We start from the raw sequence: 25,074 nt of genomic DNA, 5'->3' as shown, positions 1-25,074 counted from the left end.
TCCTGGGAGAGTGCGTTCTGCGCAGCGCAGCAATGCTGTCGGAGTTCATCGGTCCACCCCCGCGCCAGCGGGGAGCACCGGGGCTCACGGCCGGCACCGGACTGGCCTCTCGTGCTCCCGGCCGACGCGGGGAGGACCCCACCCGCATGAAGGCGCAGGGCATCTTCAACTGCTGCTCCCCGCACCCGCGGGGATGACCCCGGTTGCCGACTAACCTGGAACTGCTGAACATGCTGCTCCCCGTACCCGCGGGGATGACCCCATGATTTGGAGATCGCCGGGCGTGGCGTGGGGCTGCTCCCCTCAGCGGGGATGAACCCCGGCGCTACGGCCCCGAGAAGCTCGCCTCCCGCTCCTGCGGGGATGAACCCAGGCCTGCCATAACCGCGTCGGTGTTGCCGCTCTGCTTCCCGCACCCTCGGGGATGCAACCACCCACGGCTGTGCGCTGCTGAAGCGGGGGGCCTGCCCCGCGGCCCCTAGGGAAGACCACCGCCGCGGTCGTCGGCAGGGGGCGGGATGTGAACGGCGCCGCCTGCGACCCCTTGACACCAGCTGTGGTCGGGATCCGGCTTCTTGTGCGGGGTAGCGGATATGCGCCAGAAAGCGGAGCAAGCGGTCAAGGTACGGTTGCCTTGAGGCGCTGACCGTTGCTTGGGGGAAGAGGGACATGGAGTTGACGGGGGAGATTGCGGCCGTTCGGGATGGGCAGGGTGATCCGGCGCGGCTGGTGGGGGAGTTCCGCCGTGCCGTTCTGCTCGCCCCGCTCGCGGACGGCCCCGGCGGTGGTCTGATGTCCGCCGTTCAGGGCGGGATCCGCTGGTTCTTCGCGTTCACGGACGAAGAGGCATTGGCCCGGTTCGTACAGGCGCGCGGCGCCGGCGACCAGGAGTGGGAGTACCTGGCGATCCTGGGCGCCCGTCTCGTGGATGCGGTGGTTCCGATGGTCGATGGTCCGGCGGGGGTGGCCGTGAACGTGGCAGATGAGAATGGTTCGATGTTTTTCCCGCCGGTCGCGGGGATCGTCCCTGACGCGTACGCGGTGGATGTCGATCACGGGGACGCGGCCTGATGGCGGGCGACGGGGACCTCGAGGTCTCCCCAGCGGCCGTCAAGAACATCCGGGACGGTCTGCGCGGGGCCATATCCGAGCTGCGCGAGTCCTCCGACGCAGCGGGCGCCTCGCAGGGCGAGGGCTTGAGTGACCTGTCGATGACGGGGATGGAGGCCGGACACGCCGGCCTGGCCACCGACTTCGAGGACTTCTGCGAGCGCTGGGAGTGGGGCGTGCGCTCGCTGATCCAGGACGCCTCCACCCTCGCCGGGAACCTCGGCATCGCCGCGGGCACGGTGTGGGAGGAGGACCAGTACATGCAGGGTGCCTTCAAGGTCGTCGTGAATGCCGGCTACGGCAACCCGCACGCCACCGAGGACGAGATCGAGCAAAAGGGCTGGGGGGACCTGTTCCGGGCGGACGTCTACAAGCCGGACTATAGCCAGGAGTCCTTCGAGAAGGGCGCCGAGGACATCAAGAAGACCTGGTCGGACACCAAGGACACGGTGACATCCACCGGCAGGATCGGTTCGCTGAAGGACCTGCTGGACCAGGCCAAAGGTGACGGGGGCGGTAACTGATGGGCCTGGGTGACTTCATACCGGACTCGATTGAGGACAAGGTCGAGCACGCGGTCGAGAAGGTCGGCGACGCCATCGAATGGGCCGGCGACAAGACGGCCGACCTGGCCGAGGAGGTCGGCCTCGACGACGCCGGCGACTGGATACGCGACAAATCCCGCTCGGCCGCCAACCAGCTCGGCGCGGACGTCTCGGAGCTGGAGCTCGGCCAGACCGACGACCCGAAGAAACTGGTCTACGGCAGCGTCTCCAAGATCCGTGCTCAGGTGTCGCACCTGAACGACTTCAAGGCCTCCTTCGAGCAGGTCGGCAACGGCCTCAAGGGCATCGGGGAGCCCGACGGCCTCAAGGGCAAGGCCGCAGAAGCTTTCCAGAAGGCGGTGGCCAAGGAACCGCCCCGCTGGTTCGAGGCGGCCGCGGCCTTTGGCAAGGCCGCCGACGCGATGGGCCGCTTCGCCGAGACCGTTGAATGGGCGCAGGGCCAGGCCAAGGAGGCCCTGGCGGAGTACGAACACGCCCAGAAGGTCTCCACCGATGCCCGCAGCGCCCACAACAAGAAGGTCACCGCCTACAAGGACGCGGTGGAGGCCAAGCAGGACCCCTTGCCGCCCCGGCCAGTCGATGCCAAAGACTTCGTCGACCCCGGTGAAGCGCTCGCCACCGCCGCCCAGGACAAGCTCGACAGCGCGCGCAAACAGCGCAACGAGGTCGCCGAGACGACCCGTACGGCGGTCCGCGCGGCCCGCGACAAGGCTCCGAAGAAGCCCTCGTACGCGGAGCAGCTCAGCGACGGCCTGGACTACCTCGACCTCGCCTCGACCCACCTCGTCGGCGGCGTCATCAAGGGTACGGCCGGCACTCTCAACTTCGCCCGCGCACTCAACCCGATGGACCCCTACAACATCACTCACCCGGCCGAGTACATGAGTCACCTGAACTCGACGGCCGCGGGCCTGGTCACCATGGCCAACGACCCGTGGGGCGCGGGCAAGCAGATGCTCGACGAGTTCATGAAGGACCCCTCCGAGGGCATCGGCAAGATGATCCCGGAGTTGATCGGCTCCAAGGGGCTCGGCTCCCTGAAGAAGGTCGGCTCGGCCGCCTCGCATCTGGACGACCTGAAGGGGCCGGCCCGACGGGGCCTGGAACGGGAGGGCCCCGAGGCCCCGGCGCGTGCCCCGAGCGACAAGGTGTGTATCGACGATCCGGTCGACGTGGCAACCGGCCGTATGGTCCTTCCGCAGACTGACCTCCTGTTGCCCGGTTCGCTCCCCTTGGTCCTCACCCGGACCTTCGAGTCCTCATACCGGTCCGGCCGCTGGTTCGGTCCTTCGTGGGCCAGTACCTTCGACCAGAGGCTGGAGATCGATGCCGAAGGTGTCGTCCGAATAGGCGAGGACGGCAGTCTGCTCCAGTACCCGCACCCGGCACCGGGCATTGCCGTGCTTCCCAGCCACGGGCGTCGCTGGCCACTGGCCCGCACGCCCGAGGGCGAGTTCACGGTCACCGATCCTGAGACGGGCCGGGTGTGGCGCTACACGGAAGAGGGTGCGCTGGCACAGCTTGACGACCGTAACGGTGCCTGGATCATCTACGAATACGACTCCGAGGGCATGCCGGTGGCGATCAGCCACAGCGGCGGATATCAGGTGCGCGTCACCACTGCTCAGGGCCGGATCACCTCACTCTCCCTGGCAGACGGCACCAAGGTCCTCGACTACGGCTATGAGAGCGGCCACCTCAGCGAGGTGGTCAATTCCTCTGCGAAGCCGCTGCGTTTCGCCTACGACGATCACGGCCGCATCACCTCCTGGACCGACACCAACGGCCGCCGCTTCGACTACACCTACGACGAGCGCGACCGCTGTATCGAACAGTCGGGCACCAACGGCCATCTCAGCATGCGCTACGCGTATGAGCCGGGTGTCACGCGCGCGGTGAACGCACTGGGTCACCTGCGCAGGTACGAATCGAACGAGCAAGCGCAGGTCGTCGCCGAAACCGACGCCACCGGTGCGGTGATCCGCACTGAACGGGACCGTTTCAACCGCTTGCTGTCCCGCACTGACCAGATGGGTCACCGGACCACCCTCGCGTACGACGAGGCGGGCCGGGTCACGTCAGTGGTGGGTCCGGACGGCCGTGAGTCGACGGCACAGTACAACGAGCTCGGCCGACCGGTGCGGATCGTCAATGCAGACGGCAGCGTGGTCCGGCAGAGTTTCGACGAGCGGGGAAACCGCACTTCGGTCACCGGCGCATCGGGAGGGATCTCCCGCTTCGCCTACGACGCGCGTGGCCACCTCTCATCGGTGACCGACGCGCAGGGGAACACGACGGCGGTCCGTTGCAATGCCGCGGGACTTCTCGTCGAGTCCGTCGACCAGCTGGGCAACGTCACCCGCTATGAGTACGACGCCTTTGGCCGCCCAAGTGCGGTGACGGATCCCCTCGGCCACACCGTGCGCATGGAGTGGAGCGTGGAGGGCCGGCTGCTGCGCCGCACGACCCCGGCCGGCGGCTCGGAGACCTGGACGTACGACGGCGAGGGCAACTGCGTCCAGTTCACCGATGCGGCCGGTGGCACCACCGAATCCGAATACGGCGACTTCGACCTGCTCACCGCCCGCACCGGCCCGGACGGGGCGCGCTACACCTTCGTCCACGATGCCGAACTGCGGCTCACCGGGGTGACCAATCCGCAGGGTCTGACCTGGTCGTACATGTACGACCAGGCCGGGCGCGTGATAGGCGAGACGGACTTCGACGCGCGGACCACTGGCTACACGTATGACGCGGCGGGCCGTCTTACTACCCGTACGACTGCCACGGGCGAGCAGATCGTCTATACGTACAACGAGCTGGGCCGGGTCGTTCGCAAGGATGCTGCCGGCGCCGTGACGACCTACGAGTACGACGTGTCGGGCAAGCCGGTCCGGATCACTGGTCCGGACTCAGAGGTCACCCGGCTGAGGGACCGTGCCGGACGGCTGTGTTCCGAGACAGTCGACGGGCGCACGCTGACCTTCACTTATGACCAGTTGGGTCGCCGTACCGGGCGGACCACTCCCACGGGCGAGCGGGCCGAGTGGACGCACGATGCGGCCGGCCGCAGGACCGCCCTTACGACCGCGGGGCGAACGGTGACCTTCCGACGGGACGCCGCTGGCCGCATCCTGTCGCGTTCCCTGGGCGGTGGTGCGGACCTCTCCCATACGTTCGATGAAGGTGGCCGTCTCACCGGTCAGCAGGTGATCGGCCACGACGGTCGGACCCTGCGGCGCCGCGGATACTCATACCGTGGGGACGGCGCTCTGATCGGGATCGACGACAGCCTGACCGGAACCCGCACCATCACCCTTGACGCAGCATCCCGTGTCACATCGGTGGATGCTGATGGCTGGTCCGAGCGGTACGCCTACGACGAAGTCGGCAATCAGACCTCGGCTTCATGGCCGCTCTCCCACCCTGGAGGCCAGGCCCAGGGGGAGCGGGAGTACGAAGGCACGCGGATTCGGCGTGCCGGCTCGGTCCGCTATGAGTACGACGAGGCGGGCCGGGTCACTCTCCGGCAGAAGTCCCGTCTGTCGTGCAAGCCCGACACGTGGCGGTACACGTGGGATGCCGAGGACCGGCTGACCTCGCTGATCACGCCGGACGGCACAACCTGGCGCTACCGCTACGACCCGCTGGGCCGACGCACCTCCAAGCAACGCCTCACCGCATCGGGCGAGGTGATGGAGGAGACCTTGTTCGCCTGGGACGGCCCCGTCCTGTGTGAACAGACCACGGTCTCGTCGGACCTGCCGCACCCGGTGACGTTGACCTGGACCCATGAGGGCGCACATCCTCTGACCCAGACGGAACGCATCCACTCGGACTCCTCACAGTCCGAGATCGACAGCCGGTTCTTCTCGATCGTCACGGACCTGGTGGGCACGCCGATCGAACTGATCGACGAAGGCGGTGAGACGGCCTGGCGCACCCAGGCCACGGTATGGGGCAAGACCACATGGAACCGGGACGCGACGGCATACACCCCGCTTCGTTTCCCTGGTCAGTACTTCGATCCTGAATCCGGCCTTCACCACAATGTCTTCCGGACATACGACCCGGAGACAGCCCGGTATCTCTCGCCCGATCCCCTGGGCCTGGCTCCGGCAGCCAACCCCGTGGCCTACGTACACAACCCGCACACATGGGCCGATCCGTTGGGGCTGACACCCTGCCCTGAAGACGAGCACCTGTTCCGGGGCACCACCCACGGCTTTGAGGGAAGCCCGGGCGTCCAAGATCTGACTATCACCCCGACTTCAACCGATCCCGGTGTGGCGACGGTGTTCGCCACCCGCGCACAGGAGTTCGGAGACGCGGTCGTCCAAGTCATCCCGCGCAGCTCACTCGACGGGGTGGAGACCTACCACGGCTATATCAGGCGGGAGGCGGAAGTACCCGTGGGCCTGAGTCCTGCGGAGCTCACGGCTCGCGCGACGGCGCAGATCCCCTCCGCTGTTGCCCGTGACATTTTGGGGGACATGGGAATCCATGTCCCCGGCCGGGTCGGGCAGTCAGACATCGACCCCCTCTTGGAATACGATGTCCCTAAACTGACGCCGGAACAGATATCAGAATTCGTTCGAAGGGCTCATGAATATGGCGGCTGATGCCCACCGGCTCCTCATCATCTCGGTCGAGACCGTGGACGGCTCGCGGGCTGAGTGCGTGGTCCGGAGCCTCCACGGGCCGGCGAGCGTCGGGACGGTCTATCGGATGCCGTTCCCGTCGGATGACACCGTGGAGCTGACGGAGATCGAGTGGTACGGGCAGGCTCGGCAGGTGCTGGACGAAATGCACCACGGGAAGGTCTGCCTCGTCGGGTCCGGAGCGGGTGGGCTCCGAGCCGAGGACGCCCTGATGGTGCAGGAGCAGGTGTAAGACTCGCCGAACTGTGTGGAGCACGTTCCGAACTCAAGCGGCACGCGAACTGTGTAGGTCCATGGCCCAACGGTGCTGTCGAACGCATTATGGGTGGTTGTTCTGCCACGAAGCGGGTGGGGGGTAATTGCTGCGTGGGACCGCACCCGGCCCACGCGATGATCGAGCGGGCTCGGGCTCTGATCGGCCACCGGGTGCGGGTGTACCGCCTCAATGAGCGGATGGCATCGAATCCGAAACTCGAGGTGCGCATTGTGGTCCATCTGGCCGACTTCGGCCTCGATACCGACCCGGTCCACGAGAACAGCGCGAAGCAGAACGTCCTTGCGGCTGCCGAGGGCGACACGGCCGTCGCTCAGCGGGCATGGTCGGAGGCGGGCCTCCCGGAAGTCGGTGCCGTGTCTGTTCGGCAGCTGGCCGACGCGCTGGCATGTCTCCCGCAGGCTGATGGAGAGCTGGATATGCGACGGTTGACTTGAAGGTCGCGATCGGTGAAAGTGCTCCAGAAGGCGGCCTGGCGCGCCTAAACTGGCTGCTCAGCAAGTCTGCTCCCCGCGCCCGCGGGGATGAACCCCCGGGTGACATCGAGGCATGGCCCATTTGGGACTGCTCCCCGCACCCGCAGGGATGAACCCACGTTCCTGTACGTGGAGCGAGAGGGGCACCTCTGCTCCTCCCCACACCCGCGGGGATGAACCCAACATCGCGTCCAGGGTGGCCCTGTATGAGGCCTGCTCCCCGTGCCTGCGGGGATGAACCCGGCCACAACCGTGTCGCAACCCTCGTCACCGGCTGCTCCCCGCGCCCGCGGGGATGAGCCTGGCGTCGACTCCGCCCCGATGCCCATCGGCGTCTGCTCCCAGCTCCCGCCGGGGATGTCCCCTCAGGTAGCCAGGCGCCGCGTCTTGCAGGGCATGTGCTGGTGGCGCCTAGTAGGGCTTGGTCAGGTTGGGGCTGGTGTTGCGTGTCCTAGGGGCTCGGTGTGTCGTTCAAGAGGTGTGACGCCGGAGGAAATTGCTGCTGTACGTGGCGAGTTGGAGGACTTTGCGACGGAGGTTTTCGAGCCGTTCGCGCGTAAGGATCAGCGTCGGTGGGGGCGGGTTTACCTGCGGGGCCTGCTCACGGACGGGCAGCGCAAGTCCGTCGAGCCGATGGCCGCCAGGCTGGGCGAGGACGGTAACCGTCAGGCCCTGGCCCACTTCATCACCACCAGCCCGTGGGACCCCGCGCATGTGCGGGCCCGGCTGGCCTGGAAGATGGAAAAGGCGATCCGGCCCACCGTGCTGGTCTTCGATGACACCGGCTTCCTCAAAGACGGCAATGCCTCGGCGTGTGTGTCGCGGCAGTACACCGGCACTGCGGGCAAGGTCACCAACTGCCAGGTGGGCGTCTCCCTGCACCTGGCCTCGGATCATGCCTCGGCGGCCGTCGACTGGCGGCTGTTCGTGCCCGAGACCTGGGCCCCCGGGTCGGTGAAGGCGGACCCGGCCAAGGTCGCCCGCCGCACCGCCTGCCAGATCCCCGACGACATCGGGCATGTGGAGAAATGGCAACTCGCACTCGACATGCTCGATGAGACCCGCTCCTGGGGCGTCGAAGTGCCGGTGGCCGTCGCGGATGCCGGATACGGCGACGCGGCGGCATTCCGGCACGGCCTGCAGGCCCGCAGCCTCAATTACGTCGTGGGAATCTCCACCACCCTCTCGGCCCAGCCCGGCCACGCGGTGCCGGTCGCCGAGCCGTACTCCGGGATCGGACGCCGACCGGTGGAGAAGTACCCCGACAAGCCGCAGTCGGTGAAACAGCTGGTCATCGCGGCCGGCCGGAAGGCGGCAAAGCCGGTGCAATGGCGTGAGGGCTCCCGGCCCGGCACCGGCCGCAGCGGCTTCAAACGGATGTACTCGCGGTTCGTGACCCTGCGGATCCGGCCCGCCGGCCGCGAGGTCCGCCAAGCGGCCGACAGCCCGGAACTGCCCGAGTGCTGGCTCCTGGCCGAGTGGCCGGCCGACCAGGGCGAACCCGTCCAGTTCTGGCTCTCCGACCTGCCCGCCGACACCCCACTGACCACACTGGTCCGCCTAGCCAAGCTCCGCTGGCGCATCGAACACGACTACCGCGAGATGAAACAGGCCCTGGGACTTGCCCACTTCGAGGGCCGCACCTGGAACGGCTGGCACCACCACGTCACCCTCGTCTCCGTCGCGCATGCCTTCTGCACCTTGCAACGACTGGCCAGAGCCCCAAAAGACACGGCGCCGGCCTGAGCCTCTACCGGATCGTCCGCGAGCTACAGACCCTCCTCGCGACATGGACCGGCGTCTGCCCCACCTGCCACCGCGGCATACCCACACCAACACCGACCTGACCAAGCACTACTAGTGCCGCATCAGGCAACGTTTGCCCTGGTGACGACCTCGCGTAGGTGGTGGTCGCCGGCGTTTTTGTTCCGCCAGATGATGTAGCGGCGGATCATGCTGCCCTGGGCCTTGTGGCTGGGGTGGTCGGTGCCGTCGAGGGCGAAGTAGCGCAAGGCTGTGAACTGGGCCTCGATGCGGTTGAGCCAGGAGCTGTTGGTGGGTGTGTAGGCGATCTCGTCGCACCAGCGGCAGACGGTCGCGGGTGGCGTACCACCAGGTGGGTGTGGAAGTGGGCGGCAATGGGGCTCACGGTCGGAAGCACCGCGACGGCCTGGTGGATGGTTCCCTCGATACCTGCGCGGATTGCGTACTTGGCTCGCCACTGCTCGTCGCCCTGCTGGAGGCGGGCGTGGTCGAGGACTTCTTGCACCTCGCGGGGTTGCAGGGAGAGGGTACGGCCGCCGGTCTTCGAGCGGGTGCACTGGCCGCGCACCGGGCAGGGGCGGCATGTCTCCTTGTCGAACTTGATGACGATGGCCTTGGTGCCGCGCAGGGTGGCGGGGCTCCACCAGGTGCTGGTGTCGCCTCCGGCCTTGGGGAACATCGGTACAGCCGTTGGCGCTGAGAACGATCATGGTCGGCTAGTGCTGTGACCGGGAAGGTTCACCGGGTTGAGCGGTCAGGCCGCGATGGGTAGTGGTCTGCCGCCCCAGCGGATGCCCTTCTCGCTGCGGATGCGTGCGCGTTCGCGTCGTTGGGCGGCCAGGACGTCGGGGTGGCGAGCGTTCTTGTTGCGCCAGCGTAGGTAGGCGTGCAGGGCCCGGGTCTGGACGGTGTGGTTGGGGTGGTGCGAGTTGGCGAGGGTGAACTGCCGCAGGGGTCCGAAGTGGGCTTCGATCGGGTTGGCCCAGGACGCGTAGGTCGGGGTGAAGCACAGCTCGACCTTGTTGCGGGCCGCCCACCTGCGGATTCTCCAGTTCAGGTGGGCGGAGAGGTTGTCGAGGATCACGTAGATCGGGGCGCCGTCCGGGCGGGCTGCCCGGATCGTTCTCAAGGCCGCCCAGGTGTGGTCGGTGCCCTTGCGGCGCCGGTTGATCCCCCACATCTGGTCGTCACCGACGGAGTAACAACCGTGAAAGTAGGTGATTCCGTGGGTGCGGCGATAGGTAGCCGGCAGCCGGTCGGGCCGGCCCTGTTCTGCCCAGCAGGAGCCGGCGGTGGGGCGGATTCCCAGCGGTCCGAACTCATCGAACGCGAACGTGCGGTCAGGCCGCTGGTTGATCGCGTACTCGATCCTGGCCAGTTTGGCGTCGAAGTCCGGGTCCGGGGACTCCTTCCAGGTCTTCGTGCGCTGGAAGGAGATACCGCGGCGGGCCAGTAAGCACCTCAGCGCCTCCCGGCCGATCCGGACAGGCCGGTCGATGTTCTTGCGCAGGTGATCGGCGAGTTTGCGGATCGACCAGCGGGTGAAGGGCTTGCCCAGGACGGTGGGTCGGGTGGTGGCCGTCTGGACGACGAAGTCCTCGTCGTCACGGTTGAGAAGGCGGGGACGGCCTCCCGCCCAACGAGGGTTGAGGCATGCGAGCCCGATCTCGTTGAACTTGTGGATCACGTCGCGGACGGTGTCCTCGTCCGCCTGGACCAGGCGGGCTATGACCGGGACCGTGCTGCCGCCGGCCGAAGCCAGCAGCACCATCGCCCGTCGAAACCGCACCGAGCTGGTACTGCCTCTCCGGACGATGTGCTGGAGTTTCTGCCCCTCCTGCTCGGTCAGCCTGCGAACCCGGACCGGTTTCGCCATCCCGCCTCCCCACGCTGCTTGGAGAACTCATTTCCAACCAGCACAACGAGCAACCCGGCAAACGTTGCCGGTCACAGCACTAGTGTCCTGCGCCGGAGATCCGTCGTTAGTTTATGTATGACTGCTTCTGCGGATGTGCCGGTGCCTCGTCGTGGTCCGAAGTTGGAACCGTTGTTGTTGTCTTCCGATGAGCGTGTGGTGTTGGAGCGTTGGGTCCGCAGGGCGTCATCTGCGCAGGCGGTGGCCTTGCGGGCCCGCATCGTGTTGGCGTGTGCCGGTGCTGATGTGCCGCCGATTGTCGTGGTGGCACGGGAGTTGCATATCGCGGCCGACACGGTCCGCAAGTGGCGTCGCCGGTTCCTGGCGGCCCGGCTGGACGGGCTGGTCGACGAGCCCCGGCCTGGCCGGCCACCCACCATCAGCGTTGATCAGGTGGAGGCGGTAGTGGTCGGCACGCTGGAGGAGATCCCGAAGAACGCCACTCACTGGTCGCGTTCATCGATGGCCGCCCGCAGTGGCCTGTCGAAGTCGACAGTGGGCCGGATCTGGCGGAAGTTCCAGCTCAAGCCCCATTTGAGCGACACGTTCAAGCTGTCGACGGACCCGCTGTTCGTGGAGAAGCTCTACGACGTGGTGGGGCTGTATTTCAACCCGCCCGAAGGAGCGGTGGTGCTGTCGGTGGACGAGAAGTCCCAGATCCAGGCTCTTGACCGCTCTCAGCCAGTGCTGCCGATGATGCCCGGCATGCCCGAGCGCCGCACTCACGACTATGTTCGCAACGGGCTGACCACCTTGTTCGCGGCCTTCGACGTCGCGACCGGTGAAGTCATCACCTCACTGCACCGTCGCCACCGGGCCGCGGAGTTCAAGAAGTTCCTCATCAAGATCGACAAAGAGGTCCCCGAACACCTTCAGGTCCACCTGATCTGCGACAACTACGGCACCCACAAAACCCCGGCCATCAAGACGTGGCTGGCCAAACACCCACGGTTCCACCTGCACTTCACACCCACCGGCTCCTCCTGGATCAACCAGGTTGAGCGATGGTTCGGCTTCCTCGCGGACCAGAAGATCCGCCGTGGCGCCCACAAGAGTGTGCGCTCCCTGGAAGCCGACATCCGAGCCTGGGTCAAGCAGTGGAACGAAAACCCGACCCCGTTCACCTGGACCAAGACAGCCGAAGAGATCCTCGACTCACTCGCCCGCTTCTGCCAACGGATCTCCGGCGCAGGACACTAGTGTCCTGCGCCGGAGATCCGTCGTTAGTTTATGTATGACTGCTTCCGCGGATGTGCCGGTGCCTCGTCGTGGTCCGAAGTTGGAACCGTTGTTGTTGTCTTCCGATGAGCGTGTGGTGTTGGAGCGTTGGGTCCGCAGGGCGTCATCTGCGCAGGCGGTGGCCTTGCGGGCCCGCATCGTGTTGGCGTGTGCCGGTGCTGATGTGCCGCCGATTGTCGTGGTGGCACGGGAGTTGCATATCGCGGCCGACACGGTCCGCAAGTGGCGTCGCCGGTTCCTGGCGGCCCGGCTGGACGGGCTGGTCGACGAGCCCCGGCCTGGCCGGCCACCCACCATCAGCGTTGATCAGGTGGAGGCGGTAGTGGTCGGCACGCTGGAGGAGATCCCGAAGAACGCCACTCACTGGTCGCGTTCATCGATGGCCGCCCGCAGTGGCCTGTCGAAGTCGACAGTGGGCCGGATCTGGCGGAAGTTCCAGCTCAAGCCCCATTTGAGCGACACGTTCAAGCTGTCGTCGGACCCGCTGTTCGTGGAGAAGCTCTACGACGTGGTGGGGCTGTATTTCAACCCGCCCGAAGGAGCGGTGGTGCTGTCGGTGGACGAGAAGTCCCAGATCCAGGCTCTTGACCGCTCTCAGCCAGTGCTGCCGATGATGCCCGGCATGCCCGAGCGCCGCACTCACGACTATGTTCGCAACGGGCTGACCACCTTGTTCGCGGCCTTCGACGTCGCGACCGGTGAAGTCATCACCTCACTGCACCGTCGCCACCGGGCCGCGGAGTTCAAGAAGTTCCTCATCAAGATCGACAAAGAGGTCCCCGAACACCTTCAGGTCCACCTGATCTGCGACAACTACGGCACCCACAAAACCCCGGCCATCAAGACGTGGCTGGCCAAACACCCACGGTTCCACCTGCACTTCACACCCACCGGCTCCTCCTGGATCAACCAGGTTGAGCGATGGTTCGGCTTCCTCGCGGACCAGAAGATCCGCCGTGGCGCCCACAAGAGTGTGCGCTCCCTGGAAGCCGACATCCGAGCCTGGGTCAAGCAGTGGAACGAAAACCCGACCCCGTTCACCTGGACCAAGACAGCCGAAGAGATCCTCGACTCACTCGCCCGCTTCTGCCAACGGATCTCCGGCGCAGGACACTAGCACAGCGGTCGTCTCCGGAACGGGGGTTCGCCGAAAGATCGTCGATCACGGGTGGGCCTGGCTACGGTCCCCGTCATGCCGGTGGAGTTCTTAACTGATGATCAGGCCGAGGCGTACGGGAAGTTCGCCGAGGAGCCGACGAGACCTGAATTGGAGCGGTTCTTCTTCCTGGACGATGTCGACCGGGATCTGATCGCGCTGCGGCGTACGAAGCATCATCAGCTGGGCTTTGCTCTCCAGATGTGCACGGTGCGCTACGTGGGGCTGTTTCTGGAGGATCCTCTCGTGGTGCCGTGGCCAGTGGTCGAGCACCTGGCCGTGCAGCTCGGCATCGAGGACCCGTCGTGTGTGAAGCGGTACACCGAGCGGCTGAAGACGGCGTACGAGCACGCGTGGGAGATCCGGGACGCCTACGGCTATCACCCCTACGAAGATGCGGAGTGGGGTCGGAAGTTCCGGACGTTCCTGCACGGCCGGGCGTGGACGCATGCGGAGGGGCCGGTCGCGCTGTTCAACCAGGCAGTGGGCTGGCTGCGGCGGAACCGGGTGCTGCTGCCCGGTGTCTCGGTGCTGGCCCGGCAGGTGTCGGAGGTTCGCACGATCGCGGAGAAGCGGCTGCACGCCACCGTGGCCAGGGCGGCTCACCGCGCGGACCCGGCGCTGCCGGCGGACCTGGTGGCCACGCTGGTGACGCCGGAGGGCGGCCGGTACTCGGAGCTGGAGCGGCTGCGCCGGCCGCCGACGCGTACGACGGGCACTGCGTTCGCGCGGTCGCTGGAGCGGGTCGATGAGATCGGTGCGTTCCAGCTGGGCCGGTTGAAGCTGTCGCAGATCCCGCCGAACCGGCTCGCGGCGCTGGCCCGGTACGGGCTGGGGTCAAAGGCCGCGAGCCTGGAGCGGGCTGTGGAGCCCAAGCGCACGGCGATGCTCACCGCGGTGATGCGTCACCTTGAGGCCAAGGCGATCGATGAGGCACTGGACCTGTTCTCGGTGCTGCTGGCGACGAGGCTGATCAGCACGGCGAAGCGGGCGACGGACAAGCAGCGGCTCTCGATGCTGCCGCAGCTGGAGAAGGCGTCGCGGACCCTGGCGCGGGCGGCGAAGGTGCTGTTCGGGGAACTGGAGCTGGTCGAGAGCCACGGCACGGATCTGGACGCGGCCGCGCTGTGGCGGGCGGTGGAGGAGGTCGCCCCGAGGGCGGTAGTGATGAGCGCGGCGGCGCTGGTGGTCTCGCTGGTGCCGGAGGACGAGGACTCGGCGGCGGTCGCCGTGCGGGCGGCGCTGGCCACTCGGTACAACACGGTGCGGCCGTTCCTGTCGCTGCTCGGCGAGTCGAAGGCGCTGGACGCGGCGACCGGCGGGAAGCGGGTGCTGGCCGGGGTGAAGCGGCTGCCCGCCCTGGCCCGGCGGCGGGTGAAGGACAAGCCGCTGCTGCCGCGCGAGGTCGACGACAAGCTGGTGCCGGCCGCGTGGCGCAAGGCGGTGTACGCCAACGCCGAGCTGCCGCCGGGGGCCGCGGACAGGGACGCATACGTCGTGTGTGTGCTGGAGCAGCTGTACCGCGCGCTTCAGCGCCGGGACGTGTTCGCCTCTCCCTCGCACCGCTGGTCCGACCCGCGCGCCCGGCTGCTGGACGGCACGGAGTGGGAGGCCGTGCGGGAGGACGTCCTGGCCGGGCTGAGTCTGGACATGCCGGTCGAGGAGCACCTGGCCGCGCTGGTGACGGCGCTGGATGCGGCGTGGAAGCAGATGGCGGAGCGGCTGGAGACGGCCGGGCAGGACACGAAGGTCACCATCGAGGTCCCGCCGGGCGGCCGGGCGAAGCTGAACGTGTCCAAACTCGGTGCCCTGGGCGAACCGAAGTCCCTGACGTGGCTGCGGGGGCGGGTGGAGAAGATGCTCCCGAAGATCGACCTGCCGGAGCTTTTGTTCGAGGTGCACGGCTGGACCGGGTTCCTGGACGCCTTCGTGCACCTGGGCGACGGCACAACCCGCATGAAGGACCTGACCACCTCACTCGTGGCCCTCCTGGTCTCGGAGGCGTGCAACATCGGCATGACCCCGGTCATCAACCCCACACATGAGGCGCTTCACCGTTCCCGGCTGGTGCACGTCGACCAGTTCTACCTGCGGGCCGACACCATCGCCGCGGCGAACGCCGCACTGATCGAGGCGCAGGGCCAGGTGCCGATCGTGCGGTACTGGGGAGACGGGCTGTTGGCCTCGGTCGACGGATTGCGGTTCGTCGTCCCCGTCCGCACCATCAACGCCGCCCCGTCGCCGAAGTACTTCGGGTTCAAGCGCGGCATCACCTGGCTCAACGCCGTCAACGACCAGGTCGCGGGCATCGGGCAGATGGTGGTCCCGGGCACCCCTCGCGACTCCCTGCACATCCTGGACGCCCTGCTGAACCTCGACGGCGGGGTGAAGCCGGAGATGGTCGCCACCGACAAGGCCTCGTACAGCGACATCGTGTTCGGCATCTTCCGCATCCTGGGCTACAACTTCAGCCCCCGGTTCAAAGACCTGGAAGACCAGCGGTTCTGGCGCGCGTCCCTTCCGGGCGTGGGGACAGGTACGTACGGGCCGCTGGAGCCGCTGGCCCGCAACCGGGTCAACCTGAACAAGGTGATCACCCACTGGCCGGACATGCTCCGGGTCGCCGGTTCCCTGGTCACCAACCAGGTTCGCGCCTACGACCTACTGCGGATGTTCGGACGCGAAGGCCACCCGACCCCGTTGGGGCAGGCATTCGCCGAGTACGGCCGGATCGCCAAGACCGAGCACCTGCTCCGCGTCGTCGACCCGGTCGACGACACCTACCGCCGCCAGATGAACCGCCAGCTCACCGTGCAGGAGTCCCGGCACAAGCTGGCCCGCGACGTGTGCCACGGCAAGCGCGGCACCATCCATCAGGCGTACCGGGACGGGATGGAGGACCAGCTCGGCTCACTGGGCCTGGTCCTCAACGCCGTGGTGCTCTGGACCACCCGGTACATCGACGCCACCGTCGTACACCTCCGTGCCGAGGGCCACGAGATCCGGGACGAGGACATCGCCCGCCTCTCCCCGCTCAAGCACCGCAACCTCAACGTCCTGGGCCGCTACAGCTTCACCGCCTCGACCCCGGCTGGCGGCGCCCTACGCCCGCTTCGCGACCCAGACACAGTCGAACTCGACGAGGACGACGAGGGGTAGCGGGAGCGGACCCTGGCCAGATACGTGCGCTGACGAAGACGTACCCCTCCGGTGTGTAGACACGCTCGAATCATTTTGCGCCCGACGATACTTTCAGCGCTTGACCTTGACGCAACGGCAGGGTTTCTACTGGCGGCATGCGAATCGGAGAGATCGCCGCGCTCGTGGGGCTCACCACCCGGGCGATCCGGCACTACCACCATGTCGGGCTGCTTCCGGAACCGGAGCGGCGCCCCAACGGCTACCGGGCCTACAGCGTCCGCGACGCCGTACTGCTCGCCCGGGTGCGCCGACTCACCGAACTCGGCCTCAGCCTAGATGAAGTGCGCGACGCCCTCGCCGATGATGCCGGACGCGAACTGACCGAGATATTGGAAGAACTCGACGCCGACCTGGCCCGCCAGGAAGCCGACATCCGGGAGCGCCGCTGCCGGCTCAGCGCCCTGCTCGCCGAGCCGCCCGGCGCGACCGGGCCCGTCTCACCCGCCCTCGCCGCACTGCTGGCACAGGCCCCCAGGACAGACTCGCCGAGCGCGGCCAAGGACCGCGAGTACCTCACGCTGATGGACGCCACCAGCTCCGGTAGCCAAGAGATTTTCGCGCTGCTCGGAACACTGGTCGCCGATCCCGCGGTCGTCGAACTGTATGAGCGCCTCGACGCGCTCGCCGAAGCCCCCGCCGACGATCCGCGGATCGCACCTCTGGCAGCTGACCTGATGGCAGCCGTCCCCGAGGAGCTGTTCGCCGCAATCCCCGAGGACGGGGCGGTCGTGACCGGGTTCAAGGAGGCGCTGCTCGCCGAGTACACCCCCGCGCAAGCGGAAGTCGTGGGCCGACTTATGGACGCGTTCATGGAGAGGGGCCGGGGATGAACGGCCGACCAAGGGGCGTACGGGCGGCGCGGGTCGCGGTCGCCGCCGTACTGCCGGGGGAACTGGCCCTGGCGGCCTGCCTGGTGGCTGGGGTCCGGCCGCCCGGTTGGGCGCTGGCGGGCGCCGAGGCGCTGGTGCTCGTAGTGCTGCTGTTCGAGGCATGGGTGCTGCGCTCGCTGTATGTCGCCGCGCGCGCGCGTGGCGCAGACCGCCGGGCGGCGCGGCGAGCTGCCGTACAGGAGGCGGTGCCGGTGACGGTCCGCCGCCTGGTCCTCCACGAACTGCGCGCCCTCGCCTCCCTGGGGCGGTGGGTCCGGCGCGGCACGCACGGGGTGCGCCCCGGGGACCACGCTGCCGCGTACACCGAGCCCCAGACCGCGATGATGTACGGGCTGCTCTTCGTGATGGTCATCGAGACGGTGGTCCTGGCCTTCCTCATCCCTTGGCCGGTGGTCCACCGGGTGATCCTGGTACTCGACCTGTACGGCGTCGTCCTCGTGCTGGCCCTGCACGCCGCCTGCGTCACCCGGCCGCACGTCGTGCGCCCCGACGGCTCTCTGCGGATCCGCTACGGAGCCCTCTTCGACCTCGCCGTACCGCCGGACGCGGTCGCCTCGGTCCGGGTCGACCGGCGCTATCCCGAAGGCGGCCTGATCACGCTTTCCGATGACGGGGTCCTCGACCTCATAGTGGGCAGCCAGACCTCGGTGACCCTGGAGCTGAACCGGCCACTCCCCTTCACCCGCCCGCTCGGCGCAACGGAAGAGGCCCACACCATCCGCTTCCACGCCGACGACCCGCGCGCACTGGTCAGCGCGCTCCGTCAGCCCGCCTGAGCACACAGGTTGGTCCTCGCCGCGACGTGACGCCCGGCAAGGGGCTCCGATCGGGCGCCGCCCGGTTGCATGTTCGACTTCTCGGCATTCTCACAAATGAACATCTGTGAGAGTTCTGCGAGAGCGCCGGAAGTGATCACGTTTCCGCAGGTCGCCACTCGCAAAAATCCTCTCGAAACCCGCATGTTGTGCGAGGCACTTCTGAGAGACTGCCGCCATGGATCTCACACCCGATCAGGCAGCATTGGCGGTAGAACGTCACGACTGCCCGAACTGTGACGCGCCCGCCGGTAGCCCCTGCCGCACCCGGGGCGGGAAGACCGCAGCGAAGTACCACACCCCGCGCTTCGTCCTCGTCCCCGCGCTCCGCGAAGAACTGGAGATCCCCGTCCCCGCCGACCGGCACCCGGGCCGCGCGTGGAAGCAGGGCCCGGCGCTCGCCATCGTGCCCGCGCCCCGTACCGAGCGGCCGGTCCGGATCGGGTACGCAAGGACATCGACCGCCCGGCAGGAGCTGGCGAGCCAGCTCGAAGCTCTCCATCGGGCGGAGTGCCACAAAGTCTTCAAGGAGCAGATCAGCACCCGCATCAAGGTGCGGCCCGAGCTGGAGAAGGCGCTTGCCCTGGCCCGGCAGTTCAAAGAGGCCGCACCCGAGACGCCGGTCATCTTCACCGTCCACGAGCTCAAGCGCCTCGCGCGCAACGCCGCCGAGCTGATGACGCTGTCCGCCGAGCTTCAGGCCGGCGGCATCCAGCTCGAACTCCTCACAGGCCCGCTCACCGGCATCTACGACCCCAACGGCATGGGCGCCATGTTCTTCGCCGTGCTCGCCGTGGCCGGGCAGATCGAGCGCAACTACATCCGGGAGAAGACCCTCGAAGGTCAGGTCACCGCTGCGGCCAAGGGCAACCACGGCGGAAGGCCGAAGGTCATCGACGACGACATGCTTACCTTCGCCATCGCACTCAAGGAAAAGGGCGTCCCCGTGCCGGAGATCGCCAAGAAGCTGGTCATCAAGACCGGGAAGAACGCGGGCAAGAACCCCTCGGTCGCCTCGCTCTACCGAGCGTTGGCCGAGGCTGAGGAAGCCGCCGCGGACGACAGCCTGCCGGTGCGGCCCAAGCCCGTCCGCATCCGTCGGCCCGGGGACCCGCTCACTCCCGAGGAGATCGACCTCCGCGAACGCCTCCAGGCCCAGCCTCACCCGAACACGGAGATCCGCAGCTAGACCTCATGATCAATCTCAGCGCCAACGGCTGTACCGATGTTCCCCAAGGCCGGCATCGCCGAACGCAACCGCCACCCCATCACCTTGTGGCAGTTCACCAAATACGGCCTCATCGTGACCGCCGTCACGATCGCCATCTCCGCCCTCTACCTGTGGCTTCGCTACTTCGCCCTGGCGTGAGAACCGACCGCCCCTCCCCCTGAGGAGGGGAAAAGGAAGCTTCGGCATGGCACGCAGCCGGCGCGCGGAGGCCCTCTCCATCGCCCTGTGGTGGGGTGGGCTCACCGTGCTCTTGTGGGGTGGAGGGCACCTCAGGGACGCACCTGCCTCGCTGGTGGCATGTGCGGCGAGCGCCGCCCTTTTGATCAGCCTCGGCGAAGTGGCCCACTGGCTGCGCTGCCGCATCCGGGACTGGGCGGCCCGCAGGAACCGCACGCCCTGAGGCGTGGGCTCACACCTGGGTGTCGGGCCAGGCGAGCAGGCGGGCGCCGATCACCGCGGTCTGGAGGGTGTAGCGGTTGACCGGGTCGGCCGGGTCGGCGCCGGTGAGGCTGTGGATCCGCTCCAGCCGGTAGGTCAGCGCCCGCACGCTCAGCGACAGCCGGCGCGCGGCCTCGGTCGCCACGCAGCCGCTGTCGAAGTACGCGGTCAGGGTGTCGATGAAGGTCTGGGCGCCGCCGCGCCCGTTGCGGAGCGGGCCCAGCACGTTTTCCACCAGGTCGGCCATCGCCTGCCGATCCCGCGTCAGGACCGGGTAGACCAGCAGGTCCGCGGCGTGCAGCACCGGCCCGTCCAGGCCCATCCGTTCCGCCAGATCGAGGGCGTTGAGCGCCTCCTCGTAGGAGTGCACCACGCCGCCGGCGCCGGGATGGGAGCGGCCTATGGCCACTTTGCCGCCGTCGGTGGCGGCGTACGCCTGCTTGGCGAAGAACGCCAGGACGTCCGGCTGGTCGCCGGGGGCCACACAGATCAGCCGCCCGTCCTTGGTGGTGAGCAGGATCTGCCGGCCCGCGAACCGGGTCAGTACCGCCGACTCGATCCCGCGGGCCACCGGGTAGCCGTCGCCGTACGGCTCCGGGCCGCTCGCCACGGCCACCGCGTGGGCTTGGGAGAGGCGCAGCCCGAAGCGTTCTGCGCGCTCCGCCAGTCTCCCGAGATCGCTGCGACCGTAGAGGAGGTCGTCGATGAACTCGCGACGTGCGGCCTCCTCCTGGCGCACGGCCTGGTGCTGGGCGCGCTCGTACCCCTCCACGAAGGCGTCTACTGCCTGTTCGGTTACCGCAAGCAGGGAACCTACCTGCTGGGTGGGCACCCGATTGAGCACCTCCTGGGACACGGCCAGGTGCTCGCGGATCAGCACGCGCAGCGTGAGGCCGAGCTCTGCGGCCCGCTCCCCCTCGGCGCGGCGTGCCTCCAGCTCGGAGCGCGTCATCCGGCGCCCGGTGGTACAGGCGTCGCGCAGGCACTCCGCATACGCCGTCAGCCGGTCTTGCGGTGCTTCCCTCTCCGTCACGCACTCCCCCGTTCTCGTCGCGTCGGCGAACCCGTTGACGCGCAATCAGGTTGCCATAGGCAGCAAACGGTCCTTCACCGGCAGCCAATGGCGGGTGAAGACTGCCAGTCGACGGCAATGCGCTGCCGCGAAGCGGCGGAGAGGATCCAAGAACACCCTGTGTCGAGGAGAGCTGCGCGTCTCGGAGCTGGACGCGAGCCCCGGCGAGTACGAGGACGGCCTCCAACCGACCGCCCAGCAGTGGTACCAGAACGGCATCAAGGACGCCGACATGAAGATGGGCGAGCGGTACTGATGAACAAGAAGTATCTGGCACTGCCGGCCGTGCTCGTGGTCGCGGCGGCAGTCGTCACCGCCATCCAGCTGTGGCCCAGCACGCTGAAGGATCTGCGCGCGCAGAACCTCTGCCTCGGCATGCTCACCGAGAAGACCGCAGGGCTGCTGTCCGACGGCAAGGGCGGCCGGCTCACGGTCGACGAGAGCGGAGGGTCCGGGGCGGACCCCGTCTTCTCCACCACCTGCTTCGTCATCCGGGTCCCGGAAAAGGCCACCGAGGGCCCGCTCCAGTACACCCTCGCCGTCCGTCCCGCCAACACCCTGAACAGCCCGGCCAACGGTGCCACCGGGCTTCCCGACGGCCATTCGGGATGGGTGAGCCCCCGGCAGAGCGAGGTCCAGCTCCCCGCCGGGTGCCTGAAGAAGATGAAGGCGGACGCCGAGTACGTCACCGTCTCGCTGGAGGTCGCACCCGGCGTCGTCGTGGCGGAGAAGTGGGACGAGGCGGCCCTCACCGCGGCCTCCCGCACCGTGGTCCTGGAGGCCGTCGACAATCTCGCCAAGCAGTACGACTGCGAGGCATGAGACTGGCGTCAGCGGGGGCCCGTCGTCCACGGTCTGGGCTTGGCATGGGAGGCCGCCCATGCCAAGCCCAGACAAGATAGGAGGTCACCTGCCGTAGGCGGGGGCCTCCTAGTGGGTCCTGATAGTCCGCAATGCGCGGGCTAGCTCTGGATGGTCAGCGACATCGCCGTCCAGCCCTCCGCAGGATTCCCGGAGGGTTACCCGTCCTTGAGGAGTCCGTCGGAGACCTGCTGGAGGATGGCTGCGAGTTGGGTGCGGGCCTCTGAGTTGAGGGGCACAGGGACCGGACGTCACCAAGCCGATCAACAAGGCGGGCACCGCTCTGGGCGTCATGAGTTCCGTCCGGGAAGACGTGATCAACGACGGCCGGATGGCCGGCTACAGCGAGGCCGACTGGAAGTCGAAGCTCGCCTACCACGTCATCGGCGGCGCGGTGGCTCCCATGTACTTCACCACGGCCGGCGGCGTCTCGCTCGCCTTCGGCGACTCGATCCAGCGCGGCGTCGACACCTGGGCCTGGGAGTGGGGCAACCGCATGAAGGGCGAGATCGACGGCAAGGTCAACCCCAGATCGCGGACGAGTACCTTGAGGTCAACAATCAACTGCCGATCATGATCCGTGAGTGGGCCAAGGATAGGCCGGACATCCAAGAGAGCTTCATTCAGGACTACAGCCGCGACGTCCTCGAAGGGCGTAACCGCGGTACTGAAACAGCACATAAGTACCTGACCGACACGACCAACTGATCGGGCAGCGAGAGAGTGAAGTGGGGACGTCGATGACGGGGAGCACGGGACGCCGAGGCGTTCCAGTGAAAGCGTGGGTCGGGGCAGGGATATGCCTGGCCCTGCTCGGCGCATTCGGGGCCTGGTTCCTCCTCGGGCGTGAGACGTCCCCACCCTGCAATGGCCTGGCCGAAAACGCGAGCGTACAGAAATCAGTGGGGGCTGCTGTCCACCCCGGCATCAGCTGCGCGGCACTCGGAGAGGCGATCGTAAAGGCGACTGCGGGCAGCCAACCGGGGCGTCACACCCAGGCGCAGGCGCAGGCGATGAAGGACGTCATCTTTGCGCTCGGCTGGGTCCAGTCGCAGAAGATCGAGCTAGACCCCGCATTGAGGGTGCCCCTTGCCACCGCCCTGGCCGGCTACGCCCCCGACGTACATGAGATGCTCGCCGGCCTTGACAACGAGTACATAGTGAACGCAGGCGACAACAAGTCGCCCTGGGGAGCCGAGGGTACCTATCACCTGTCGGTGTGGAATAGCGTGCTCACAAAAACCCTGCGCGCGGTGGCGGTGAACCCCCAGGCATACGCCCTGCTGCGCATGGCAGAGACCCACACCGCAGCTGGGCAGCTTGCAGCCGTCCCTGCGGACGCGACCGGCGTAGATCTCTCGTTGCAGCCGACGAAGAACGCCCGCGCTCTCGGCATCCTGGACGGCGTCGCCGATGCGGCCGAAAGCCAGGACACCCAAGAGGCCGGGAAATGGCACGCTTCGGTATTCGACTGCCTGCTCAACGAACCGGCAGACCAGGCGGAGCCGGCCGGTCGCCTCACCGCCGCGTGGCTCCAGGCACTGCGAAACACCCCCGAAGGGCAACGCCCAGAGCGTCTGCGCACCCAAGGTCTTGACATGGCCCGCGCTTGGGCACAAACCCGCTCCATGGACGAGCCCACCCGGCAGAACCTGCTCACCAAAGTGGAAAACAGCGCCCGCAACGCCCACGAGGAAGTGAAGCACTGAGCCCTCAGGCACTGCGAGAAGGCCCAGCCTTCGCCGCCGCCACGAAGCAGACCCTTGCGGCGGCAGCCGTCCGACCCGTGGCCGCCGACCGGACATAGCAGAACCGTGTCGCACCGCAGCCAACACCACCCGCGTCCCGGGGGACCTCGACGGCGGGGGCAGTGCCTTCCCCCGTGAACCACCCCGCTCCGGCCGCCTTCCTCGGATGGGCCGGGCGGTGAGTGAGGAGCGGCTCTTGGCGTCGTTGAGCCAGCTCTGGATCTCGGTGGTCTCCTGCTGCGCGGGGTCGGCGGGTGCGGCGTGGGGAGCGTTCAGGGGCAGGCAGGACAGGACGGTGCGGGCGTCCATGTTGACCATGTTGTCTTCGCGCAGCAGGGCTTGGATCTGCCCGACGCTCAGCGACCGGTAGTCGTCGTGGACGGGGACGTCCTCGTCGGTCTCGACGATGATGTTGCGGTTGCGTTTGCGGTAGAAGCTGCCGCCCTGTTCCGAGTGCAGGACGTCGGCGAGCACGCGGCCTCGGCCGGGTTCGGTGAAGTACTCCAGGTAGCGGGTGGCGGCGCCACCGTGCAGGCGCAGGAAATTGCTGCGGGTCGCCTGCACGGTGGGCGACAGCTGCAGCATGTTGATGTTGCCGGGTTCGATCTTGGCTTGGACGAGCAGGCACAGCACGCCGTCGATCTTCTTGGCGAGCATGCCCAGGACGCCTATTTCCGGCTGGTCGATGATCGGCTGGGACCACTGCGTGACCGGGCCGGATGCCCTGGTGACGTGCAGGCCGCGGATGCGGAAGAAGCCGCCGCTGCGGTGCACCAAGTCGCCGGTGTCGGCGGCGAAGCTCCACCCGTCGAGCTCGGCGAAGGGGACCGGGGTGGTGGTGAATTCGTTGACGCGGGCCCGTTCCCGCAGCCACTGGTGTATTTCCGGCAGGCCGCCCGTGCTGACGTTGGGAGGCTCAGCTTGTGGTGTCGGGTTAGAAGTGCGACGGGGAACCGATCCACAACGGGGGCGGCGCCGCCGGGCGGGGGATCAGAGCACGTCGGTCAGGAGCCGACGCTGCATGGCCACGGTGACGGCGGCGGTGCGGTCGTCGACGTCGAGTTTGGCGAAGATGCGTACGAGGTGGGTCTTCACGGTGGTCTCCCCGATGTGGAGGCTGCGGCCGATGCCGGCGTTGGTCAGGCCGCGGGCCACGAGGCGCAGGACGTCGAGCTCCCGGGCGGTCAGGCTCTCCGGGGCAGGGGTGCGCATGTGGTTGACGAGTTTGGCCGCTATGAGCGGCGGCAGGACGGTCTCGCCCTCGGCGGCGGCGCGGACGGCGGCCGCGAGTGCGTCGGGGGTGGCGTCCTTGAGGAGGTAGCCGGCCGCCCCGGCCTCGACCGCGCGCACGATGTTGGAGTCGGTGTCGTAGGTGGTCAGGATCAGCACCCGTACGGCAGGAGACTCGGCTGCGATCCGGGCGGTGGCGTCGACGCCGTCGAGCTCGGGCATCCGCAGGTCCATCAGGACGACGTCCGGCCGCAGTTCGGCGGCGAGGCGTACGGCGGCCGTGCCGCTGGCCGCTTCGCCGACGACTTCGAGGCCGCTCTGGCAGTCCAGCAGCCCGACCAGCCCGGCCCGGACCACGGGATGGTCGTCGGCGATCAACAGTCGGATGGTCATTGCCCGGGGGCTCCCTTGTACGCGCACTGTGGTG

21 protein-coding genes and 2 pseudogenes are annotated in these 25,074 nt (G+C 67.7%); 17 read left to right on the top strand and 6 right to left on the bottom strand.

The genetic code is table 11. The features are described 5' to 3' along the window. Window positions 1–669: 669 nt before the first annotated feature. The 6 genes from OG974_RS32500 (at window position 670) to OG974_RS32475 (ending at window position 8,833) form a co-directional block, all read left to right on the top strand. A complete protein-coding gene (locus tag OG974_RS32500) occupies window positions 670–1,071 on the top strand; it encodes an SseB family protein (RefSeq protein ID WP_327286471.1) in 402 nt (133 codons plus the stop codon). Next, complete coding sequence (locus OG974_RS32495) at window positions 1,071–1,634, top strand: hypothetical protein (RefSeq protein WP_327286470.1); 564 nt, start codon at window positions 1,071–1,073, stop codon at window positions 1,632–1,634. The genes OG974_RS32500 and OG974_RS32495 overlap by 1 nt, the downstream gene beginning before the upstream one ends. Then, the gene (locus tag OG974_RS32490) at window positions 1,634–6,298 is read left to right on the top strand and encodes a putative T7SS-secreted protein (RefSeq protein ID WP_331735403.1); all 4,665 of its coding nucleotides are present in this window, start codon (window positions 1,634–1,636) and stop codon (window positions 6,296–6,298) included. The genes OG974_RS32495 and OG974_RS32490 overlap by 1 nt, the downstream gene beginning before the upstream one ends. Further along, window positions 6,288–6,569, top strand: a complete 282-nt coding sequence (locus OG974_RS32485) for a hypothetical protein (RefSeq protein WP_327286468.1) — start codon at window positions 6,288–6,290, stop codon at window positions 6,567–6,569. The genes OG974_RS32490 and OG974_RS32485 overlap by 11 nt, the downstream gene beginning before the upstream one ends. A 134-nt stretch (window positions 6,570–6,703) precedes the next feature. Further along, window positions 6,704–7,048 (top strand): hypothetical protein, encoded by a 345-nt coding sequence (locus OG974_RS32480; RefSeq protein WP_327286467.1) that lies wholly within the window; start codon window positions 6,704–6,706, stop codon window positions 7,046–7,048. Between the two features lie 519 nt (window positions 7,049–7,567). Then, the gene (locus OG974_RS32475) at window positions 7,568–8,833 is read left to right on the top strand and encodes an IS701 family transposase (RefSeq protein WP_327281052.1); all 1,266 of its coding nucleotides are present in this window, start codon (window positions 7,568–7,570) and stop codon (window positions 8,831–8,833) included. Window positions 8,834–8,955: 122 nt separating this feature from the next. On the opposite strand, the pseudogene OG974_RS32470 reads toward OG974_RS32475, so the two are convergent. The 3 genes and pseudogenes from OG974_RS32470 to OG974_RS32460 form a co-directional block, all read right to left on the bottom strand. Continuing rightward, window positions 8,956–9,162, bottom strand: a pseudogene (locus OG974_RS32470) (IS630 family transposase); the annotation flags it as partial. 104 nt (window positions 9,163–9,266) lie between these two features. After that, window positions 9,267–9,530, bottom strand: a pseudogene (locus OG974_RS32465) (transposase); the annotation flags it as partial. A gap of 75 nt (window positions 9,531–9,605) precedes the next feature. Then, entirely contained in the window at window positions 9,606–10,727 is a 1,122-nt protein-coding gene (locus tag OG974_RS32460; RefSeq protein WP_327286466.1) for an IS630 family transposase, read from the bottom strand. 117 nt (window positions 10,728–10,844) lie between these two features. On the opposite strand from OG974_RS32460, the gene OG974_RS32455 reads away from it, so the two are divergent. The 8 genes from OG974_RS32455 (at window position 10,845) to OG974_RS32420 (ending at window position 19,698) form a co-directional block, all read left to right on the top strand. Beyond that, complete coding sequence (locus tag OG974_RS32455) at window positions 10,845–11,966, top strand: IS630 family transposase (protein WP_327280728.1); 1,122 nt, start codon at window positions 10,845–10,847, stop codon at window positions 11,964–11,966. 34 nt (window positions 11,967–12,000) lie between these two features. After that, window positions 12,001–13,122, top strand: coding sequence for an IS630 family transposase (locus OG974_RS32450; RefSeq protein WP_331735393.1), 1,122 nt, complete (start codon window positions 12,001–12,003; stop codon window positions 13,120–13,122). Window positions 13,123–13,197: 75 nt separating this feature from the next. Beyond that, on the top strand, window positions 13,198–16,320 hold the full coding sequence (locus OG974_RS32445; RefSeq protein WP_327286465.1) for a Tn3 family transposase: 3,123 nt from the start codon (window positions 13,198–13,200) through the stop codon (window positions 16,318–16,320). Window positions 16,321–16,457: 137 nt separating this feature from the next. Beyond that, on the top strand, window positions 16,458–17,192 hold the full coding sequence (locus tag OG974_RS32440; protein ID WP_327286464.1) for a MerR family transcriptional regulator: 735 nt from the start codon (window positions 16,458–16,460) through the stop codon (window positions 17,190–17,192). Next, window positions 17,189–18,028: a hypothetical protein gene (locus OG974_RS32435; RefSeq protein ID WP_327286463.1), complete on the top strand. Its 840-nt coding sequence runs from the start codon at window positions 17,189–17,191 to the stop codon at window positions 18,026–18,028. The genes OG974_RS32440 and OG974_RS32435 overlap by 4 nt, the downstream gene beginning before the upstream one ends. Before the next feature lie 217 nt (window positions 18,029–18,245). Beyond that, window positions 18,246–19,256 carry a recombinase family protein gene (locus tag OG974_RS32430; RefSeq protein WP_327286462.1) on the top strand — a complete coding sequence of 337 codons (1,011 nt, stop codon included), beginning with the start codon at window positions 18,246–18,248 and terminating at the stop codon, window positions 19,254–19,256. A gap of 36 nt (window positions 19,257–19,292) precedes the next feature. After that, the gene (locus tag OG974_RS32425; protein WP_327286570.1) at window positions 19,293–19,436 is read left to right on the top strand and encodes a hypothetical protein; all 144 of its coding nucleotides are present in this window, start codon (window positions 19,293–19,295) and stop codon (window positions 19,434–19,436) included. Window positions 19,437–19,482: 46 nt separating this feature from the next. Then, the gene (locus OG974_RS32420; RefSeq protein ID WP_327286461.1) at window positions 19,483–19,698 is read left to right on the top strand and encodes a hypothetical protein; all 216 of its coding nucleotides are present in this window, start codon (window positions 19,483–19,485) and stop codon (window positions 19,696–19,698) included. Between the two features lie 9 nt (window positions 19,699–19,707). Here the strand turns inward: OG974_RS32420 and OG974_RS32415 are convergent, their stop codons facing one another. Beyond that, entirely contained in the window at window positions 19,708–20,769 is a 1,062-nt protein-coding gene (locus OG974_RS32415; RefSeq protein WP_327286460.1) for a helix-turn-helix domain-containing protein, read from the bottom strand. Between the two features lie 94 nt (window positions 20,770–20,863). Between OG974_RS32415 and OG974_RS32410 the strand changes: the two genes are divergently transcribed. The 3 genes from OG974_RS32410 (at window position 20,864) to OG974_RS32400 (ending at window position 22,246) form a co-directional block, all read left to right on the top strand. Further along, window positions 20,864–21,064, top strand: coding sequence for a hypothetical protein (locus OG974_RS32410; RefSeq protein WP_327286459.1), 201 nt, complete (start codon window positions 20,864–20,866; stop codon window positions 21,062–21,064). Continuing rightward, entirely contained in the window at window positions 21,064–21,630 is a 567-nt protein-coding gene (locus tag OG974_RS32405) for a hypothetical protein (protein WP_327286458.1), read from the top strand. The genes OG974_RS32410 and OG974_RS32405 overlap by 1 nt, the downstream gene beginning before the upstream one ends. A 331-nt stretch (window positions 21,631–21,961) precedes the next feature. Next, window positions 21,962–22,246 carry a hypothetical protein gene (locus OG974_RS32400; RefSeq protein ID WP_327286457.1) on the top strand — a complete coding sequence of 95 codons (285 nt, stop codon included), beginning with the start codon at window positions 21,962–21,964 and terminating at the stop codon, window positions 22,244–22,246. 487 nt (window positions 22,247–22,733) lie between these two features. Here the strand turns inward: OG974_RS32400 and OG974_RS32395 are convergent, their stop codons facing one another. Beyond that, on the bottom strand, window positions 22,734–24,308 hold the full coding sequence (locus OG974_RS32395) for an NDP-hexose 2,3-dehydratase family protein (protein WP_371647372.1): 1,575 nt from the start codon (window positions 24,306–24,308) through the stop codon (window positions 22,734–22,736). 99 nt (window positions 24,309–24,407) lie between these two features. Continuing rightward, window positions 24,408–25,040 (bottom strand): response regulator transcription factor, encoded by a 633-nt coding sequence (locus tag OG974_RS32390; protein ID WP_331735382.1) that lies wholly within the window; start codon window positions 25,038–25,040, stop codon window positions 24,408–24,410. Between the last annotated feature and the right edge of the window lie 34 nt (window positions 25,041–25,074).

This window comes from Streptomyces sp. NBC_00597 (assembly GCF_041431095.1).
Lineage (GTDB): Bacteria > Actinomycetota > Actinomycetes > Streptomycetales > Streptomycetaceae > Streptomyces.
Note: the sequence above shows the minus strand (reverse complement) of the source record. Positions and strands in the feature narration are given on the sequence as shown.